The sequence below is a fragment of the Actinoplanes palleronii genome, assembly GCF_016862315.1.
Lineage (GTDB): Bacteria > Actinomycetota > Actinomycetes > Mycobacteriales > Micromonosporaceae > Actinoplanes > Actinoplanes palleronii.
Window position 1 is genome coordinate 21390 of record NZ_BOMS01000075.1, and the last position, 19004, is coordinate 40393.

Annotated in this window: 18 protein-coding genes; 7 read left to right on the forward strand and 11 right to left on the reverse strand. The window is 70.5% G+C overall.

Translation table 11 applies throughout. The features are described 5' to 3' along the window. Positions 1-40: 40 nt before the first annotated feature. The 5 genes from Apa02nite_RS24795 to Apa02nite_RS24815 all read right to left on the reverse strand — a co-directional run bounded on the left by Apa02nite_RS24795 (position 41) and on the right by Apa02nite_RS24815 (position 4550). Entirely contained in the window at positions 41-859 is an 819-nt protein-coding gene (locus Apa02nite_RS24795; RefSeq protein ID WP_203827111.1) for an inositol monophosphatase family protein, read from the reverse strand. Beyond that, positions 852-1304 (reverse strand): response regulator, encoded by a 453-nt coding sequence (locus Apa02nite_RS24800; RefSeq protein WP_067694127.1) that lies wholly within the window; start codon positions 1302-1304, stop codon positions 852-854. Before Apa02nite_RS24800 ends, Apa02nite_RS24795 begins: the two co-directional genes overlap by 8 nt. Continuing rightward, positions 1301-2902: a sensor histidine kinase gene (locus Apa02nite_RS24805; RefSeq protein ID WP_203827112.1), complete on the reverse strand. Its 1602-nt coding sequence runs from the start codon at positions 2900-2902 to the stop codon at positions 1301-1303. The genes Apa02nite_RS24800 and Apa02nite_RS24805 overlap by 4 nt, the downstream gene beginning before the upstream one ends. Continuing rightward, complete coding sequence (locus tag Apa02nite_RS24810) at positions 2899-4101, reverse strand: PP2C family protein-serine/threonine phosphatase (RefSeq protein WP_203827113.1); 1203 nt, start codon at positions 4099-4101, stop codon at positions 2899-2901. The genes Apa02nite_RS24805 and Apa02nite_RS24810 overlap by 4 nt, the downstream gene beginning before the upstream one ends. A gap of 92 nt (positions 4102-4193) precedes the next feature. After that, on the reverse strand, positions 4194-4550 hold the full coding sequence (locus tag Apa02nite_RS24815) for a hypothetical protein (protein WP_203827114.1): 357 nt from the start codon (positions 4548-4550) through the stop codon (positions 4194-4196). Positions 4551-4626: 76 nt separating this feature from the next. Here Apa02nite_RS24815 and Apa02nite_RS24820 point away from each other — a divergent pair, with 76 nt between their 5' ends. Continuing rightward, on the forward strand, positions 4627-6978 hold the full coding sequence (locus tag Apa02nite_RS24820; protein ID WP_203827115.1) for a M28 family peptidase: 2352 nt from the start codon (positions 4627-4629) through the stop codon (positions 6976-6978). Positions 6979-6985: 7 nt separating this feature from the next. On the opposite strand, the gene Apa02nite_RS24825 is transcribed toward Apa02nite_RS24820, so the two are convergent. From Apa02nite_RS24825 to Apa02nite_RS24835, 3 genes are all read right to left on the reverse strand, one after another. Continuing rightward, positions 6986-7270, reverse strand: a complete 285-nt coding sequence (locus tag Apa02nite_RS24825; RefSeq protein WP_067694138.1) for a Smr/MutS family protein — start codon at positions 7268-7270, stop codon at positions 6986-6988. Positions 7271-7279: 9 nt separating this feature from the next. Then, positions 7280-7651, reverse strand: a complete 372-nt coding sequence (locus tag Apa02nite_RS24830; RefSeq protein WP_067694141.1) for a tetratricopeptide repeat protein — start codon at positions 7649-7651, stop codon at positions 7280-7282. 90 nt (positions 7652-7741) lie between these two features. Continuing rightward, positions 7742-7972, reverse strand: a complete 231-nt coding sequence (locus Apa02nite_RS24835) for a hypothetical protein (RefSeq protein ID WP_157441514.1) — start codon at positions 7970-7972, stop codon at positions 7742-7744. A 139-nt stretch (positions 7973-8111) separates the two neighbouring features. On the opposite strand from Apa02nite_RS24835, the gene Apa02nite_RS24840 reads away from it, so the two are divergent. The 6 genes from Apa02nite_RS24840 to Apa02nite_RS24865 all read left to right on the forward strand — a co-directional run bounded on the left by Apa02nite_RS24840 (position 8112) and on the right by Apa02nite_RS24865 (position 16262). Further along, complete coding sequence (locus Apa02nite_RS24840; protein ID WP_203827116.1) at positions 8112-8849, forward strand: response regulator transcription factor; 738 nt, start codon at positions 8112-8114, stop codon at positions 8847-8849. Positions 8850-8851: 2 nt separating this feature from the next. Next, the gene (locus Apa02nite_RS24845; protein ID WP_203827117.1) at positions 8852-10468 is read left to right on the forward strand and encodes a sensor histidine kinase; all 1617 of its coding nucleotides are present in this window, start codon (positions 8852-8854) and stop codon (positions 10466-10468) included. A 213-nt stretch (positions 10469-10681) separates the two neighbouring features. Further along, positions 10682-11746 (forward strand): 3-deoxy-7-phosphoheptulonate synthase, encoded by a 1065-nt coding sequence (locus Apa02nite_RS24850; protein ID WP_083971549.1) that lies wholly within the window; start codon positions 10682-10684, stop codon positions 11744-11746. A 110-nt stretch (positions 11747-11856) separates the two neighbouring features. After that, complete coding sequence (locus tag Apa02nite_RS24855) at positions 11857-14247, forward strand: ArnT family glycosyltransferase (protein WP_239164547.1); 2391 nt, start codon at positions 11857-11859, stop codon at positions 14245-14247. A gap of 190 nt (positions 14248-14437) precedes the next feature. Continuing rightward, positions 14438-15661, forward strand: a complete 1224-nt coding sequence (locus Apa02nite_RS24860) for a bifunctional glycosyltransferase family 2/GtrA family protein (RefSeq protein WP_203827118.1) — start codon at positions 14438-14440, stop codon at positions 15659-15661. A 325-nt stretch (positions 15662-15986) separates the two neighbouring features. Continuing rightward, on the forward strand, positions 15987-16262 hold the full coding sequence (locus tag Apa02nite_RS24865; protein ID WP_067694156.1) for a DUF3040 domain-containing protein: 276 nt from the start codon (positions 15987-15989) through the stop codon (positions 16260-16262). Positions 16263-16526: 264 nt separating this feature from the next. On the opposite strand, the gene Apa02nite_RS24870 is transcribed toward Apa02nite_RS24865, so the two are convergent. The 3 genes from Apa02nite_RS24870 to Apa02nite_RS24880 form a co-directional block, all read right to left on the reverse strand. Beyond that, positions 16527-17114, reverse strand: a complete 588-nt coding sequence (locus Apa02nite_RS24870) for a hypothetical protein (protein ID WP_203827119.1) — start codon at positions 17112-17114, stop codon at positions 16527-16529. 83 nt (positions 17115-17197) lie between these two features. After that, a complete protein-coding gene (locus Apa02nite_RS24875; RefSeq protein ID WP_203827120.1) occupies positions 17198-18286 on the reverse strand; it encodes a winged helix DNA-binding domain-containing protein in 1089 nt (362 codons plus the stop codon). A 15-nt stretch (positions 18287-18301) separates the two neighbouring features. After that, positions 18302-18910, reverse strand: coding sequence for a GNAT family N-acetyltransferase (locus tag Apa02nite_RS24880; protein WP_203827121.1), 609 nt, complete (start codon positions 18908-18910; stop codon positions 18302-18304). Positions 18911-19004 lie beyond the last annotated feature (94 nt).

The window sequence follows — 19004 nt, forward strand, 5'->3', positions numbered from 1 at the left end:
AGTCGGATCAGAGTGTGAGATCCGACACGTCGTCCCGGAATCAGTCCTCGATCGTGGGCGGTCCGTCCGGAAAGAGGGTGCTGTGCACGGTCTGCCAGATGTCCTCGTTCGCCGCGACCAGCAGGCCCCGGCGGGTGTTCGCCGCCCGGTAGTCGGTGCCGTCCAGCAGCCGGGAGACGCCGCCGGCCTCCTGCACGATCAGCGAGCCGGGCGCGTGGTCCCACGGGAAGAGCCGCCAGAACATCCCGAACTGCTGCAGGTCGGTGGCGATCGCCGGGTACTCGTATCCGGCGCAGTGCTTCCCGTTGGTGTAGCCACCGAGCCCGCCGGCGTGCGCGTCGACCTGGTCGCGGTAGTTCTCCGGGAGGTACTTGCGGGAGATCACGCCGTGCAGCTCCCCGGCGGCCGGCGCGTCGGCGCGGGACTTCAGCCGCACCCCGTCCCGGAACGCCCCGGAGCCCGCCTCGGCGAGCGTCATCCGGTCCTCGACCACGTCGAGGATCCAGGCCGCCACCGTGACACCGTCCCGGACCAGCGCGGTCATCACGCAGAACGGCGTGCGCCCGGTCGCGAAGTTGTTGGTGCCGTCGACCGGGTCGACGATCCACACCGCACCGCCGGCCCCGATCCGGTCCCGCACCGCGGGGTCGGCCGCGACGGCTTCCTCGCCGACCACCACCGAGCCGGGCAGCAGCGCGGTCAAGCCCCGGGTCAGCGCCCGCTCGGACTCCTGATCGGCGATGGTGACCATGTCACCGGGCGCCTTCTGGTGCACCTCGTCGGCGCTCAGCTTCTGGAAGCGGGGCAGCACGATGGTCTGCGCGACCTCACGGATGAGGGCGGACACCTGTTCAAGCACGCGGCGGCAGCTTCACGACGCTGACGAAGAACTCGTCGATCTGCCGGATCACCTGGATGAACCGATCGAAGTCCACCGGCTTCGTCACGTACGCGTTCGCGTGCAACTCGTAGCTGCGCAGGATGTCCTCATCGGCCGCCGAGGTGGTCAGCACGACCACCGGGATCCGGCCCAGCTGTTCGTCCTTCTTGATCTCGGCGAGCACCTCGCGGCCGTCCCGGCGCGGCAGGTTCAGGTCGAGCAGGATCAGGTCGGGGCGCACCGCGTCCGCGTACTGACCCTCGCGGCGCAGGTAGGCCAGCGCCTCGGCGCCGTCGGAGACGACGTTCAGCCGGTTGCGGACCTTGTGCTCCTCGAACGCCTCCTGCGTCATCAGCACGTCACCGGGGTCGTCCTCGACCAACAGGACCTCGATCAGGGTGCCATTCGCCCGTTCGACACTCATGCGCCAACCACCTCTCGGCTTTCCTGCTCATCGCCCGACTCGTCGAGACCGATCACCGCGGGGAGCGTGAACCAGATCGACGCACCGGGGGTGACGTCGACATCGAGCCAGATCCGCCCGCCATGGTATTCGACGATCTTCTTGACGATCGCCAGTCCGATGCCGGTCCCCTCGTACGCGTCCCGTGCGTGCAACCGCTGGAAGATCACGAAGACCTTGTCGGCGAACTCGGCCTCGATCCCGATGCCGTTGTCCCGCACGTTGATCCGCCACTCCTTGCCGTCGCGCTCCGCGGTGATCCGCACCTCGGACGGCACGTCCGGGCGGCGGAACTTCAGCGCGTTGCCGACCAGGTTGACGAAGAGCGTGGTGATCAGCGGGTCTTCGCCCTCCACAGTGGGCAGACCGGACCAGATGATCTCGGCGCCGTCCTCGGTCCGGCCCTCCAGCTGCGAGGTCACGTCGGTCAGCACCCGGTTCAGGTCGACCTCGGTGAAGCCGCTGGTGAGCCGGCCGATCCGGGAGAACGCCAGCAGGTCGTTGATCAGGCGCTGCATCCGCTGGGCGCCGTCGACCGCGAACCCGATGTACTGGTCGGCGCGCTCGTCCATCTGCCCGGCGTAGCGGCGCTGCAGCAGCTGGCAGAAGCTGGCCACCTTGCGCAGCGGCTCCTGCAGGTCGTGTGAGGCGACGTAGGCGAACTGCTCGAGATCCCGGTTGGACCGGGTCAGCTCCTCGGCCTGGCTCTTCAGCTGGTCGTTGATCCACTCGACCTGCTGGCGGGCGCCGCGCACCTCGGAGAGCTCGGAGGCGATCTGCTGGCGCATCCGGTCGACGTCGGTGGCCAGCCCGACCAGCTCCGGTGAGCCGTTCGGGCTGACGATGTGCCGCTCGTAGTCACCGGAGGCCACCTGCCGGACCTCGTCGGCAAGGTGCACGATCGGGCGGCTGACCAGGCGGTCCATCAGGAACAGCAGGATCACGCCGGCCAGCACCACGATCGCCGCCGCGGCGATCTCGATGGCCACCATGGTCTGGCTGGAGGCCTTGGCCTCGTTCGCGCTGCGGGCCCGCACCACCTGGATCTGGTTCTGCATCACGCCGATCGCGGAGCGCAGCCCGTCGAACTCGGTGGTGTCACCGGCCGTCACCCGGGCCTGGCCGGCGTCGGTGCCGCTGTCCCGGACCGCGTCGATGACCGGCTGGGCCACGTCCCGGTGCCAGGTGACGATCCGCGCCTTCACGTCGTTCAGGGTGGCCCGGATGTCCCGGTCCTCCGGGTGCAGATAACCCTCGATCCGGGCGATCTGCGCGTTCTGGTCGGCAAGACCTTTCCGGTACGGGTCGAGGCTGGTGTCGCGCCCGGTGATCGCATAGCCGCGGACGCCGGTCTCCTGATCGACGAGCGCGGTGTTCAGGGTCTCGCCGGCGGCCCGCATCGGGCTCACCCGGTTCAGCACGTCGTCGAGTTGCCGGTTGTGGGCCGTCGCGGTGAGCGCCGCGAACACCCCGAGACCGATCAGGATCAGGCCGACCGTCGAGGTGAGTGCGAGGATCCGGCCACGGAGACTCCACGACTGCACGCTGAGCACGCTCACCGTCCGGTGCCCCGGGAGATCAGCAGCATCGCCACGTCGTCGGTGAGCGGGCCACCGTTGTCCTGGTCGGCGCGGGCCACCAGCCAGGCCGGCAGCCCGGGCAGCGGCACCTGGCGCGCGTCCGGGTCGTCCAGCAGCTTGCAGAGCCCGTCCACGTCCAGGCGTTCCTCACCGGCGCCGATGCGCCCCTCGATCAGTCCGTCGGTGTACATCAGCAGGGACCAGTCATCGCCGGTGAACTCCAGCTCCGTAGCGGGGGTAGGAGTAGGACGTACCCCGAGAACGATGCCGGTACGCGCGTGCACCGGCGCGGCCCGGCCGCCGGAGAGGACGACCGGCGGCGGGTGGCCGGCCAGGCGTACCGTCGCGCGGTTGCCGGGCAGGTCGATCACCGCCGAGGCGACCGTGGCGAACACCTCCCGGGCCCGCCGTTCGGACATCAGCACCTGTTCCAGCGACGCGAGCACCTGCTCCTCGGGCACCCCGGCGAGCACCAGCGCGCGCCAGGCGACCCGGAGCTCGACACCGAGCGCGGCCTCGTCCACCCCGTGGCCGCAGACGTCGCCGACGATCACGTGCAGCCGGTCCTCGCCGATCTGCACCACGTCGAAGAAGTCGCCGCCGAGCAGGCCGGCCGCCCGCCCTGAGCGGTAGAACGTCTCGACCGCCACCTCGGTGGTCTTCATCAGCGGCTTGGGCAGCAGGCCGCGTTCCAGCCGGGCCGACTCGTCCTGGCGCAGCTCGATCTCGCGCAGCCGCCGGGCGTTCTCGTCGGCCCGCTTGCGCTCGACCGCGTACCGCAGCGCGCGGACCAGCCAGACACCGTCGACCTGGCCCTTGACCAGGTAGTCCTGGGCGCCCTCGGCGACCGCCTGGACACCCAGGTGCTCGTCGGAGCGGCCGGTGAGCACACAGACCGCGGCACTGCCGGCCACCGCGAGCAGCTTGCGGAGCCCATCGATGCCCTCGGCATCCGGCAGCCCGAGGTCGAGCAGCACGCACTCGGCGCCGCCGATCAGGGCCCGGGCCTCACGCAACGTGGTCGCCACGGTCAGCTCGAACGGCGCGGACGCCTCGGTCAGCAGCTCGCGGACCAGGAAGGCATCGCCCTCGTCGTCCTCGACGAGCAGGATGCGCAGATGCTCCAGCTGCTGCTGGTTCAGCGCATACGTGCTGGAGGCGAGCGAACGATCCATCATCGAAGAATCCCCACTCGACGTTGAGGTGACCGGGAAATCGTGTACCACCGGGACCCGCGGCACAACACCGGTCACCAGCTCGTGACCTGGCTTCACGCCGGCTCGCTGGGAGCGCTGCCATCCCCGGACGCGGCCACCCGGCGGGCATGATCAGCGATCACCTGGCCAAGGATGCCGTGCAACCGCCCGCAGTCCCGGCAGTGCAGGTTCTCGTCCAGGTGGCGACCGCCACACTCGACGCACTCGCCGCGGTCCTGCGGGTCGCGATAGGACGCCAGGGCCCGGCACATCGCGCGGATCACATGGTCGCTCATGGTGAACATCTCATCACCCAGAGCAGTGCGCAGTCCGATCAGCGCCACCGGCGGGGCGTCCGGATGCGGGTCGTATGGCGCCACCGCGTCGATGAACTCCGCGATGACAGCGGCCGGGTCGAGCGAGGCAGTCACCCGTACAACGCTATTGCACGCAACAATTGATCTACCGGGTACCCGGCGGCCGGACCACCAAGCTTAGATGTCACCCATGCGTGACGCTGCTCTCATCCGGCCGGCTCGGCGCGGCTTCGCCGTACTGGCCGTCCTCGCGGTACTCGCCCTGGCGGGCTTCGCCGCGGTCCGCTCGATCCTGCCGCCTCCGGCGATCCCGGCCTCGGCGCCCGCCGACGAGTTCAGCGCCCAGCGTGCTTTTTCCGAGGTACGTACGATCGCCGCCGCCCCGCACCCGGCCGGCAGCGCGGCGAACGACCGGGTGCGCGAGCACCTCGTCGAAACCCTCCGTGGCCTGGGCCTGAGCCCCGAGGTGCAGGACACCGTCTCGACGCAGGGCGGCCAGCTCTCCGCCAGCGCGGGCGGCACCGGCCTGGCCCGGGTCCGCAACGTGGTCACCCTGATCCCGGGCAGCGCCTCGACCGGGCGGATCTTCCTGGTCGCACACTACGACTCGGCGCAGACCGGGCCGGGCGGCAACGACGACGCGGCCGGCACCTCCACCATCCTGGAGACCGCCCGCGCGCTGACCAGCGGCGGCAAGCTGCGCAACGACGTGGTGCTGGTGCTGACCGACGCCGAGGAGGCCTGCCTGTGCGGCGCCGAGGCGTTCGTCCGGCAGCACCCACTGGCCCGCGACGGCGGCGTGGTGCTCAACCTGGAGGCGCGCGGCAGCTCCGGCCCGGCGATCATGTTCGAGACCTCGACCGGGAACGCGAGCCTGGTCGGGGCGTATGCGCACGCGCCGTACCCGGTCGGCACCTCGTTCGCGGTGGAGATCTACCGCAGGCTGCCCAACGACACCGACTTCACCTCGTTCCGGGAGGCCGGCTTCCTCGGCCTGAACTCGGCGTACATCGACGGCGCGGCGGTCTACCACGCACCCACCGACACTCCCGAGGCGATGGACCGCGACAGCCTGCAGCACCACGGGTCGAACGCGCTGGCCGTCACCCGCGAACTGGGCGGCCGGGACCTGAGTACGCTGCGCGGCGGCGGGGACGCCACCTACTTCCCGGTGCCCGGCCTGCTGGTCCGGTACCCGGGCGCGCTGGTCTGGCCGCTGGCCGGGCTGGCTCTGATCGCGGTGGTGGCGCTGGGCTGGCTGGCCCGCCGGAAGGGCCGGCTGACCGGCCGAAACCTGGCGCTGGCCGGTGCGCTCGGGCTGGCCCCGATCGCGGTCGCGCCAGTGCTGGCCCAGCTGTACTGGACCGTGCTCACCCTGATCCGGCCGGAGTACGCGGCGCTGCCGATCGACCCGTACCGCCCGGGGCTGTACCGGATCGCGGTGATCGCGCTGGCGGTGGCCGTGGTGGTGTGCTGGTTCGCGCTGCTGCGCCGCAAGCTCGGTGCGGCCGCGCTCGCCGTCGCGGGCCTGGGCTGGCTCGCGGCGCTCGGCGTGGTGCTGGCCGCGGCCGTACCCGGTGGTGCCTACCTGGCCACCCTGCCCGCGCTGGCCGGCGCGCTGGCCGGGATCGCGGCCCTCTACCTGCGCGACTGGGCGGCCACCGCGGTGATCACCGCCGGTGGCCTGGTCGCCGTGGTGATCCTGCTGCCCACCGTGGTCATGCTGTTCCCGGCGCTGGGCATGGGCCTGGGCGCCGCCGGGGCGTTCCTGACCGTACTGATGATGCTGGCGCTGCTGCCGGTCGTCGACCTGCTCCACCCGTCCGCCGAGCCGGTGCAGGGGCTGCCCGCGGCACGGGCCCGGCGCCGCGGCGCGCTGCCCACCCTGGTCGCCTCGCTCGCGGTGCTGGCCTGCACCGCCGCCGGCCTGGTGGTCGACCGGTTCGACGCGAAGCACCCGGCGCTCACCCAGCTGATGTACGCGCTGGACGCGGACACCGGCACGGCGGAGTGGCTCAGCGCCGAGACGGACACCCAGAAGTGGACCTCGCAGTACGTCGCCGGCGACCCGAAGCCGGTGGCCGGGACCCTGCCGGCGTTCGGCGCCGAGGAGCTGCGGACCGGGCCGGCTCAGGCCGCCACCCTGCCCGCCCCGAACCTCACCCTGGTCTCGGACACCGCGGCGGCGGACGGCCGGGTGCTCACGCTCCGCCTGGCCCCGCAGCGGACGGTCCGGTTCGTCACCCTGCACGTGGCCGCGGGAACCCAGGTCAGCGCCGCGACGGTGGGTGGCCGGCCGCTGCCGGTGACCACGTCGGCCGGGGGTGGCTGGGGCTTCGGTTTCGTCTTCCACGCCCCGCCGGCCGAGGGCGTCGAGGTGGTGCTCACGGTCGGTGGCACCGGGCCGGTGAGGCTGCGGGCGATGGACGCCAGCGACACCGTCACCGAGATGCCCGGTTTCCACGCGCGACCGTCCGGCGTCGGCGTCCTCGGCTCGCACAGCAGCGAGATGGTCGCCGTCGCCAAGACCTACAGCTTCTGACCGACCCTCATCTGCCCCGGCCGCGACGGCCGGTCGGGGCGTCGTGCCGGAAGTGCACGAAGAGGCGGCCCCAGTTGTCGCCGTCCTTCTCGATCCGGTGGTAGAGCTGCTTGATCTCCTTCTGGTCGAGGAAACGGATCACCTTCTTCTTCAAGGCGCCGGTTCCCTTCCCCGGGATGATCTCGACCATGGCGGCCTTCTTGTCGATCGCCTCGTCGATGATCCCCCGCAGGGCCTTGTCGATCTGCTGGCCCTTGTTGAAGATGTCGTGCAGGTCGAGCTTCAATTTCATGGCACGACCCTATTCCGCGGCGGACTTGCCGAGCCAGGTCTCGACCCGGCGGACCGCCTCCTGGTAATCCGGCTGCTGCTTCATCGCGGCAGCCAGGCGCAGGTGCGGTAACGCCTCGCGGAACCGGCCGGCCCGCTCCAGGGTGCGGCCCAGCACGTGGTGCGCGTAGTGATCCGAGGGGTCGTGGTCGACCAGGGCTCGCAGGTGGGTCTCCGCCGCGTTCAGCTGGGCCGAGTTGAAATAGGCCCGGGCGAGCAGCTGACGGACCGCCGAATTGTGCGGCTCCGCCTCGATGATCGGTTCGAGCAACCGGGACGCCCCGAGCGGGTCACCGGACTCGAAGAAGAAATTGGCTCTGCGGTACTCCTCGAGAAGATCCACGTGCAGCTCCCCACGCTTGCGCCGCCGACAATGACCAACGCTTGCACAACATCGCGCGAACGGCGAGTGTTCCGGGGCCACACCGTGGCGCTATACGGCTTTTGTCCGCCTGATCTGGTCGGCCGCCCCGGTCAGCATCACCGAACCGGTCATCGAGTCCACCGCGAAGCCGATCGCCTCACTCGCGCCCAGCCGGGTCACGGCCGGCGCCGCGGGGCCGAACACCGTGGTCACCGCGAGGGCGGCGGCCACCGCGGTCACACCCGCCCGCCAGCGCCAGGTTGCCGATCGGGTGCTGCCGCCGATTGCCTCAATCGTCATAACCGTCATGCCGAAGACCATGACGGCGCACGATGTCAGCCCGCTGTGCGATCAGCGTGACCTCACTGTGCGCCAGGGTCACAGCTGGTACACAGGAAACGGAAAGCCGGCGCAGAGCGTCGCCCACCACAGTAGGGGCATGACGATGGCGAACGCAGACTCCAGCACCGAACTCCGGCGGCCCGACGGGACCCCGGTGCGGGTCCTCGTGGTGGACGACGAGCCGACGCTGGCCGAGCTCCTCTCGATGGCCCTGCGATACGAGGGCTGGGACGTCCGGAGCGCCGGCGACGGGCTCTCCGCGGTGCGTACGGCCCGGGACTTCCGCCCGGACGCCGTCATCCTGGACATGATGCTGCCGGACATCGACGGGCTGGAGGTGCTGCGCCGGCTACGCGGGGAGTCCCCCGAGGTGCCGGTGTTGTTCCTGACCGCCAAGGACTCGGTCGAGGACCGGATCACCGGGCTGACCGCCGGTGGGGACGACTACGTCACCAAGCCGTTCAGCCTGGAGGAGGTGGTGGCCCGGCTGCGCGGGCTGATGCGCCGGATGGGGCACGCGCCGATGCGTACCGAGTCGCAGCTCGTCGTCGGGGACCTCTCGCTGGACGAGGACTCGCACGAGGTGCGCCGGGCCGGTGACCTGATCACGCTGACCGCGACCGAGTTCGAGCTGCTGCGTTATCTCATGCGCAACCCGCGCCGGGTGCTGAGCAAGCCGCAGATCCTGGACCGGGTGTGGAACTACGACTTCGGCGGGCAAGCCAACGTCGTGGAGCTGTACATCTCTTACCTACGCAAGAAGATCGACGCCGGGCGCGCGCCGATGATCCACACGATGCGCGGCGCCGGTTACGTCCTCAAGCCGGCTGACTGACGATGAGCGCTGCCGACAAGGCCCACACCCGTCCCGCCCGCTGGCGCAGCCCGGCGGGCTGGCCGCTGCGCACCCGGCTGGTCGCCACCATGATCGCCCTGCTGGCGGTCTTGGGCCTGGTCGTCGGCGGTACCGCCGAGCTCTATCTGAAACAGTCGCTCTACAGCCAGATCGACGCTCGCATGGACGAGGTCCAGAAGCTGAGCCGAGGCTTCGGCGGCGGCGGACCGGGTGGGCAGAAGAACCCCGATTCGAGCGACTCGAGCCAGGACAGCGTGAACGTGCCGCCTGGCGCCGAAGCCAACTGGATCTTCCTCTACTACGACTCGTCGATGGTCCAGCAGGACGGCGGCCGGCTGCTGTTCCGGGATACCTCGACGACCAACACGAACAGCCGATACTCCGGCTACTTCGAGCCCGTGACGGATGTGGAAAAGGCTGCGCTGCTCTCCGTCGGGGCGGTCGGCAACAAGAAGACCGTCTCGGTCGGTGAAATCGGCAACTACCGGGTCACCATCTTCAGAACGCGCTCGGGCCAGCCGGGCAGCAGTCAGAACAGCGGCTACACCGTCGTCGCGCTGCCGCTCTCCGACGCCAATGACACCCTGATCAAGGTGGCCGGCTTCACCGGGTGCGTCATCCTCGGTTCGCTGCTGATCGCGGGGTGGGCCGGTGCGCTCATCGTCCGTCGTACCCTCAAGCCTCTCGATCGGGTCGCGGCCACCGCGAGCCGGGTGGCTGAGCTGCGCCTGGACCGCGGCGAGGTGCAACTCGCGCAGCGAGTGCCCGCGCAGGACACCGACCCGCGCACCGAGGTCGGCCAGGTCGGCGCCGCGCTGAACCGGATGCTCGACCATGTCGGCAACGCGCTCGAGGCGCGGCACGCCAGCGAGATGCAGGTCCGGCAGTTCGTCGCGGACGCGAGCCACGAGTTGCGGACGCCTCTGGCGGCTATCCGTGGTTATGCCGAGCTGACCCGGCGCAGCCGGCAGCCGATCCCGGACGAGCTGGCCCACGTGCTGGGCCGGGTCGAGTCCGAGGCGAAGCGGATGACCACCCTGGTCGAGGACCTGCTGCTGCTGGCCCGCCTGGACGCCGGTCGCCCGCTGGCGCAGGACCCGGTCGACCTGACCATGCTGGCCGTGGACGCCACCAGCGACGCGCACGCTACCGCCCCGCGCCACTACTGGCAGCTCGACCTGCCGGACGAACCGGTCACCGTGATCGGCGACGGCGCCCGGCTGCACCAGGTGCTGGCGAACCTGCTGGCCAACGCGCGCACGCACACCCCGGAAGGCACCACGGTCACCGTCAAGGTCGGCACGATGCCGAACGCGGCAGTGCTCCAGGTGATCGACAACGGTCAGGGCATCCAGGCCGAGCTAGTACCGCACATCTTCGAGCGCTTCGCCCGTGGCGACAGCTCACGATCCCGGGCGGCCGGCAGCACCGGCCTGGGGTTGTCGATCGTGCACGCGGTGGTCACCTCGCACGGCGGCAAGGTCGGCGTGCAGAGCCGGCCCGGACAGACGATCTTCACGGTGATGCTGCCGGCCACCGTGCCTCAGGTCGTCCCATCAGCTGAACATCACACGCCATATCTGCCGCGGGTGGGCTGATCCGGCTATGCTGGCGGCGTGTCTCAGACTTGGGCGTTCTATTGGTTGCAGCACTTTTATTTTCGGGGGCCGGCTCGCGCCGGTGCCTCGGCCATGACCGCATGACCTGAGACACCCCGCCAGAGCCGGCAAGGCAGCGACGACGTCGCTGCCTTTTTGTTTGCCTCGAGCAAACCGGCTCTCGCGCAGGGCCGGTTGAGAAGGAGAGCCATCATGACCGCCCCTGAGGTGCAGCGCGTCCGCGACCAGCGCATCGAGAAGGTCGTCCCGCTGATGAGCCCGGCGCTGCTGCACCACGAGCTGCCGCTCACCTCCGCGTTGCACGACACCGTGCTGGCCGGCCGCAGGCAGGTCGAGGACGTGCTGAACGGACGAGATAAACGCCTGCTGGTCGTGGTCGGGCCGTGCTCGGTGCACGACCCCGCCGCCGCCGGTGAATACGCCGACCTGCTGAAGGTCGAGGCCGAACGGCTCAGCGAGGACCTGCTGATCGTGATGCGGGTGTACTTCGAGAAGCCTCGCTCCACGGTCGGCTGGAAGGGTCTGATCATGGACCCGGCCCTGGACGGCACCGGTGACGTCGGCGAGGGCCTGCGGATCGCCCGCAAGCTGCTGCTCGAGGTGGTCGACCGGGGTCTGCCGGTGGCCGTCGAGTTCCTCGACCCGATCACCCCGCAGTACATCGCGGACACCGTGGCCTGGGGCGCGATCGGCGCCCGGACCGTCGAGTCGCAGGTGCACCGCCAGCTCTCGTCCGGCCTGTCGATGCCGATCGGCATGAAGAACCGCCCGGACGGCAGCGTCTCCACCGCCGTCGACGCGATCCAGGCCGCCGCGGCGCAGCACGTCTTCCCGGGGATCGACTACTCCGGCACCCCGGCGATCCTGCACACCACCGGCAACCCGGACTGTCACCTGGTGCTGCGCGGCGGGGGCGGCAAGCCGAACTACAGCGCCGCCGACGTCGAGGCCTCGATCGCGCTGCTGCGCAAGGGCGGCCTGCCGGAGCGCCTGGTGATCGACTGCTCGCACGGCAACAGCAGCAAGGACCACAACCGGCAGCCGCTTGTCGCCGAGGACATCGCCGCGCAGATGGAGGCCGGGCAGCACGCCATCAGCGGCGTGATGCTGGAGAGTTTCCTGGTGCCGGGCCGGCAGGAGCTGGGCGCCGAGATGACCTACGGCCAGTCGGTCACCGATGCGTGCATGGGCTGGGACAACACGGTGTCGGTGCTGGAGCGGCTGGCCGCGGCGTCCGCCAAGCGCCGCACGCTGTAACCCGCAGGACGCGGTACTCACAGGGACCACACAGCGGCGGCACAAGGACGCGACAGCGGCGGTGTAAATAGTTCATCAGGTACGAATCCGCCAGCTCTGGGAGTACCTCGATGACCTCGAAGTCGGCGGCGTCGACGGGCGAAGAATCGCTCGTCGACGCCGACACCGGTCCCGCCGAACCATCCCCTGAAGCTGCCGCGCCAGCTGAACCCTCCACGCCGGCCGCAACGCCTGCCGCTGTTTCTCCGGCAGCCGCTTCTGCCGCCCCTGCCGCGCCGGCCACCGCAGTCGTTCTCGCCGAGCGCGAGCGCGAGCGGCCGGCCGTGATCGACGGCGAGGCGAGCCCGGCCGAGACACCCGCCGAGACGCCGCCTCCCCCGCCGCACGACCGCACCGGCGCTGCGCGGTACCTGCTCGGCCGTACCGACGCCCCGTGGGTCCGACCGTCCCTGTTCGCCCTGCTCATCGGAACCGCGGTCCTCTACATCTGGGGTCTCGGCGCGTCCGGCTGGGCCAACGCGTTCTACTCGGCGGCGGTGCAAGCCGGCTCGGCGAGCTGGAAGGCGTTCTTCTACGGCTCCTCCGACGCCGCGAACTCGATCACCGTCGACAAGACCCCGGCCTCGCTGTGGATCATGGCAATTTCGGTACGGATGTTCGGCCTCAGCGCCTGGAGCATCCTCGTGCCGCAAGCGCTGCTCGGCGTGGCCAGCACCGGCCTGCTCTACGCGACCGTCCGGCGCGGCTTCGGACCGGCGGCCGGCCTGATCGCCGGTGCGGTCTCCGCGCTCACCCCGGTGGCCGTGCTGATGTTCCGGTTCAACAACCCGGACGCGCTGCTCGTGCTGCTGATGGTGGCCGGGGCGTACGCGACATTGCGCGCCGTGGAGAGCGGCTCGACCAAGTGGATCGTGCTGGCCGGCGTGTTCGTCGGCTTCGGCTTCCTCACCAAGATGCTGCAGGCCCTGCTCGTGGTCCCGGCGTACGGTCTCGCGTACCTCATCGCCGGCCCGCCCAAGCTGGGCAAACGCATCTGGCAGTTGCTGCTCTCGCTGGGCGCGGTGGTCGTGTCGGCCGGCTGGTACATCGCCATCGTCGAGCTGGTGCCGGCGTCGGCCCGGCCGTACATCGGTGGGTCGCAGAACAACAGCCTGCTCGAGCTGGCCCTCGGCTACAACGGCCTGGGCCGGCTCAACGGCGAGGAGACCGGCAGCGTCGGTGGTGGCGGCGGGGGCGGTGGTGGCAACGGCGGCAGCATGTGGGGGTCGACCGGCCTGACCCGGATGTTCGACAGCTCGCAGGGCGGGCAGATCTCCTGGCTGCTGCCGGCCGCGCTGATCGTGCTGGCCGCCGGCTTGGTGATCACGGCGCGGCGGGCCCGTACCGATCTGCAACGGGCCGGGCTGGTGCTGTGGGGCTCGTGGCTGCTGATCACCGGGTTGATCTTCAGCTTCATGCAGGGGATCTTCCACGCGTACTACACCGTGGCGCTGGCGCCGGCGGTCGGCGCGGTGGTCGGGATGGGCGTGGTGCTGCTCTGGAAGCACCGGGCCAACATCGTCGCGGCGCTGACGCTCGGTGCGGCGGTCGCGGTCACCGCCTGGTGGTCGTACACGCTGCTCGGGCGTAGCTCGGACTTCCTGCCCTGGCTGCGGCTGCCGGTGCTGATCGTCGGGATCGTGGCGGCGGTCGCGGTGGTCGCGTCGTTCCGGCTGTCCCGGCGGATCGCGCTGATCGGCGGGACGGTTGCGCTGATCACGGCGTTGGCCGGGCCGGCGGCGTACGCGGTGCAGACCGCGGCCGAGGCGCACACCGGCTCGATCCCGTCGGCCGGTCCGGCGGTGTCCGGTGGCGGCTTCGGCGGTCGCGGCGGGCCGGGTGGCGGCGGCGCCGGTCGCGGCAACCGCGGCGGCGGGTTCCCGGGCGGCGGCACCTTCCCCGGCGGCGGTCAGAACGGTGGCGGCTTCCCCGGCGGCGGAACGCAAGGCGGCGCTCAAGGCGGCACCCAAGGCGGGACTCAAGGTGGCGCGCCCGGTGGCGGCACTCAAGGCGGCGGCACTCAAGGTGGCGGCAACCGCACCGACGGCGGGGGCCGGGGCATGGGTGGCGGCGGGATGGGCGGCCTGCTCAACGCCGCGACCGTCAGCGCCGAGATGAAGGCCCTGCTGGAGCAGGACGCCGGCAAGTACACCTGGGTGGCCGCGGCGATCGGCTCGCAGAACGCCTCCGGTTATCAGCTGGCCACCGAGCAGCCGGTGATGGCGATCGGCGGCTTCAACGGCACCGACCCCTCCCCCACTCTGGCCCAGTTCAAGGACTACGTCGCCGCTGGCAAGATCCACTACTTCATCGGCGGCAGTGGCTTCGGCGGGGGCGGCAGCTCGGGCAGCAGCGACAGCAGTCAGATCTCCTCCTGGGTGACCGAGAACTTCACCGCCACGACGGTTGGCGGCACCACGGTCTACGACCTGACCACGGGAGTGTCCGGCACCACGGCCTGACAGCACTGATCGACGGCGCGGGCGGTCTCCCCTTCTCGGGGCGGCCGCCCGCTCGGCTTTCACGTCGTACAAAAAAGTGGTTTTCGGGGTGTTGATCCTGGTGATAAATCGGAAACAACGCCCAAGAACTCACAGTCGGCGCACAGCGTTCTTATACAGCGGGCAAAGATGCGCGGCGGAGATTGTCCTCATGAGCCTCTCGACGCTGCCATCGCAGGACGCCGGACCGACCCGCGTCACCGCTCCGGTGCTCGACGTCGTCGTCCCGGTCTACAACGAGGAGATCGACCTCGAGCCCTGCGTGCAGCGCCTGCACGCCTACCTCGCGGCCTACTTCCCGTACCAATTCCGGATCACCATCGCGGACAACGCGAGCATCGACGGCACCGCGGCCGTGGCGCAGCGCCTGAAGGCCACCTACCCCGAGGTCGAGGCGGTGCACCTGACCGAAAAGGGTCGGGGCCGCGCCCTGAACCACGTCTGGACACAATCGGACGCGGCCGTGCTCGCCTACATGGACGTCGATCTCTCGACCGACCTCGGCGCCCTGTTGCCGCTGGTCGCGCCGTTGATCTCCGGGCACTCCGATCTGGCGATCGGATCACGGCTGGCGCGAGGTTCGCGGGTGGTCCGGGGAGCGAAGCGCGAGTTCATCTCCCGGAGCTACAACCTCATTTTGCGTACGACGATGGCCGCGCGATTCTCCGACGCGCAGTGTGGCTTCAAGGCGATCCGGTCCGATGTGGCCCGTCGACTGCTGCCGATGGTCGAGGACACCGGATGGTTCTTCGACACCGAGATGCTGGTGCTCGCCGAGCGGGTCGGCCTGCGCATCCACGAGGTGCCGGTCGACTGGGTGGACGATCCGGACAGCCGCGTCGACATCGTGGCGACCGCGATCGCCGACCTCAAGGGCATCGTCCGGATCACCCGCGGGCTGAGCACCGGCAAGATCCCCCTGGCGGCGCTCCGCGAACAGCTCGGCCGCAATCCGCTGCCGGTGGACGGGGTGCCGACCGGCCTGACCGGTCAGCTGATCCGGTTCGCCGCGGTCGGCGTCGCCAGCACACTCGCCTACCTGGTGCTCTACGCGCTGCTCCGGGTCGGTGTCGGGCCGCAGGCGGCGAACCTGGTCGCGCTGCTGGTCACCGCGGTGGCGAACACCGCGGCCAACCGGCGGCTGACCTTCGGGGTGCGTGGTAACGACGGCGCGCTGCGGCATCAGGCGCAGGGGCTCGTGGTGTTCGGAATCGGACTGGCGCTGACCAGTGGCTCGCTGGCACTGCTGGACGCGGCGTCCACCCAGCCGTCCCGTCTCGTCGAGCTGTCGGTGCTGGTGCTGGCGAACCTGGTGGCGACCGCGGTGCGGTTCCTGATGATGCGGGTGTGGGTGTTCCGCGGCTCCCGGTCCTGAGCCCTTCGTCCGGTTCACCCTTTTCGCGGCGTCCGTCCACTACGGGCGCCGCGTTGCGTTGCCCGCCGCTTGTATCGCCATCTGACACTCTCCGTGTCGGTGCCGCCGCCAAAACACGGCAAAACCGTTGTACCGGCTGATGAAACCCTTTCCGGTCATCTCACCTCTTGGGCGCGCCTTCCGGGGTCTCGGGTAGTTCGGCCGGAAAATTCGGCACACGCAGACGTATCACGGAAGCAACTCAGAGGTAACAATGGGCTTTGATCGGGATAGCCGACTCTCGATCCTTGCTTCACCGGCGCGGCAGACCGGAAGGCGGCAGCACATGCTCAGCAAAGAGGACACCCGACGCCTGTCACAGCTGGAGCGCCAGCTCCGGCGGGACGACCCCGACTTCTGTGCCCGGATGGGCGGCGGGAACTTCAGTGTTCCGGCTCCCCGGCCCCCGATAGCCCTCTTCATCGCCGCCGCCGTGATCGCTGTCGCCGCGATCGTCCTGGGCGCGGTGGGCTGGTGGATCGCCTCGATCATCGTCGCGGTGTGGGGCGCGGTGACAGCGGCGGCGGCCGGGTACCGCTTCCAGAAGTTCCGCTCCCGCTGACCCCGCGCATCCCGTGGTCGTCTGACCTCGTGGTCGTCGCCGGCTGAGCCTGCCCCGATCGAGCCCGCGCCCGGCACGGCGCGGGCTCGATCACGTCCCCAGCAAGCGTGTGAAGTTCCAGGCCCAACTCCCCACACTCGCGGTTGCCACACACTGCGTGGGGAGTTTGGGCGCGCTCCACACCGAAAACCCCCACACTCGCGGTTGCCGCACACTGCGTGGGGACTTTGGGCGCGCTCCGCACCGCAATCGCGCGTTGGTGGGTCAGGTGGTGGCGGCTAGGACGGCGGCTCGGGGGCTGGTCAGGACCGGGCGGCCGGGGAGCAGGGCGGCGGCCGGGGCCATGCTCGGCTGGGCCAGCACGATCACTTCGGCGTCGACGGCGCGGAGCTGGGCGGCTATGGCCGCGTGGTAGGCGGGCAGGTCGCCGGCCTCGAAGAACTGCCATGCGTCCAGGCAGGGCACCAGCACCAGGTCGGCGGTGGCGTCCTCGTCCCGGAGCACGGCCGTTGTGGGTTCCACGGTGGACTCGACCGCGTAGGCGACCGCGATCCGGCCGCCCTTCGCCGCTGCGATCGCGGCTCGGGCCATCGGGCGGTCGCCGCGCAGAGCGCCGGCGCGTTCCGCTTCCGGGCCGATGGTGGAGCAGGTGCAGACGATCACGTCGGTGTCGGCCAGCTCGGCCAGCCGTTCCCGCAGCCGATCCTCGACCGGCAGCCCGGCGCGTGCGTCGGCCAGCAGCTGCGGATCGACGACGTGCCGGTCCTGCCAGCCCGGCGCCAGCTCCGCGACCAGACCGCGGAACGTCGCCACGTGCACTTCAGCGGTATGCAGAAACCCGATCGTGCTCACTCGGCCACGGTAACGGCCGCACGATCACGACGTGACCGCGCGGGCACCGCGGTGGCTGCGGGACGGCTTGGGTGGCAGCGGGGTCAGGTGACGGTGGTGGTGGCGGTGGGGACGTTGCGGGCTCGGGCCACCTCGCCCGCTTCCGCTTCGACTCGGTGCTGCTGCTTCGGGGTCAGAGGGGCGAACGGGGTCACCGTGAGGTCGACTCGTTTCTTGCCGGCCATGCGGGGGCGCCACACCCCGGCGATCTCGCCGTCGAGCAGCAGGACGCCCGGGTTGCCGAGTGCGCGCCACACCTCCTTGTGCCGGTCTCGCTCCGGGATCAGCAGGTCTCGGTCGCGGGCCTGCAGCAGCGGGTCCATCGCCGGCAGCAGGCGGACCGAGGCCGGGGTGGGCGGTGACTCCAGGGCGGGCACGCTGTCGGCCGGCAGCCAGGAGCGGCGGCCGTCGACGTGCAGCTCGACCAGGTCGGCGGGCCAGTGCGCGCGGACCTCGGCGGTGGTGCTCTGCAGATATTTCGCCACCTCGGCCGGGGTGGCCGGGCCCAAAAAGCGCAAATACGTCGTGACCAGCTCCCCGAACCCGTGATTGCGCTCCGGGAACGGCGCGTCGAGAGGACCGAGCATGGCGTCGCGGCCACGGGAGAGCACCTGGACCCCACCGGGCAGGCCGGCCAGCTGCCAGACGCTGCCCGAGACGTGCCGGGCCTGGCAGGGCTTGCAGTCGAAGGTCAGCTCGGCGGGCACCCGGCTGCTCACCGCGGTGCTCACCTCGCCACGCGGCATCGGCCTGTGCACCACCTCGCGGAAGGCGGCCGCGGTGGCCCGGATCGCCGCGATCCCCTGGCTCATACCGTACGGAATCTGTGCGCTCTTGATCCTCGCGGTCGCGTCGGCGTCGCTGATCGGCCACAGCTGGGCGGTCAGCGACGCGATGTCGGCGCGCCGGTGCAGGTGGGGCGCGCCCCGGGTGGCCCACACCGTGAGCAGGCGATCGTCGTCGAGCTCGGCGCTGGTGCGGGCGGCCAGCGCGACGTGGGTGGAGCCCGGGGTGTATTCCTGCACGCCCAGGTCGAGCACCGGCAGGTCGGCGGGGCGGGCGCTGACCCGCTCGGTGAGCCCCAGCGCGGCCAGCCGGAATGCCATCACCTGCGCACGATCCACGTTGATCATCGCTGCACCTCCCGATCAGGTGCGACGACCGTACCGCCGGGATGCGACATTTCTCAGGCGTTCCCGGCGGGCGCCCGGCAGTCCCTCGACGTATTCCCAGGTGTCCAGGCTGGTCGGGCCGTACGGGCCCTCCTGCGGTATCGGCGGTTCGCCGGTCAGACGGTACCCGCAGCGACGGGCCACCGCCGTGCTCGCCGAGTTGCCCGGATCGATCCGCAGCAGCAGCCGACGCAGGTGCAGCGTGCCGCAGGCGTACTCGGTGAGCAGCGACAACGCGCCCACCGCGAGCCCGCGCCGCCGGTATGCCGCACCCACCAGATAACCCAGCTCGGCCTCGCGCGGCACCGGGTTGACCCCGAAGAGCAGCACCTCGCCCAGCGGCGCGAGCCCGTCCACGGTGATCGCGAGCTGGATCCGGCGCCCGGTCAGCCGCCCCTGCTGGGCCCGTTTCAGGTAGGCCAGCCCGGCCTCGACGTCGAACGGCGACGGCATCGGCGTCCAGCGGGCGATGTCCGGCTCGTCGAGCAGCGTGACCAGATCTTCCAGATCGTCGGGCATCCATTCGCGCAGCACGACCCCATAGCCCGCCAACCGGAGCGGGTGCGGCAGCGGGCTGGTGGTCACTCCTCGAATCCTGCCTAAAAGGACCCGTTTGCGGCTAGTGGCGATCGACAAGTCGTCTTTGACGATTCTTGACCGTCCATCCGTCGGATAGCCG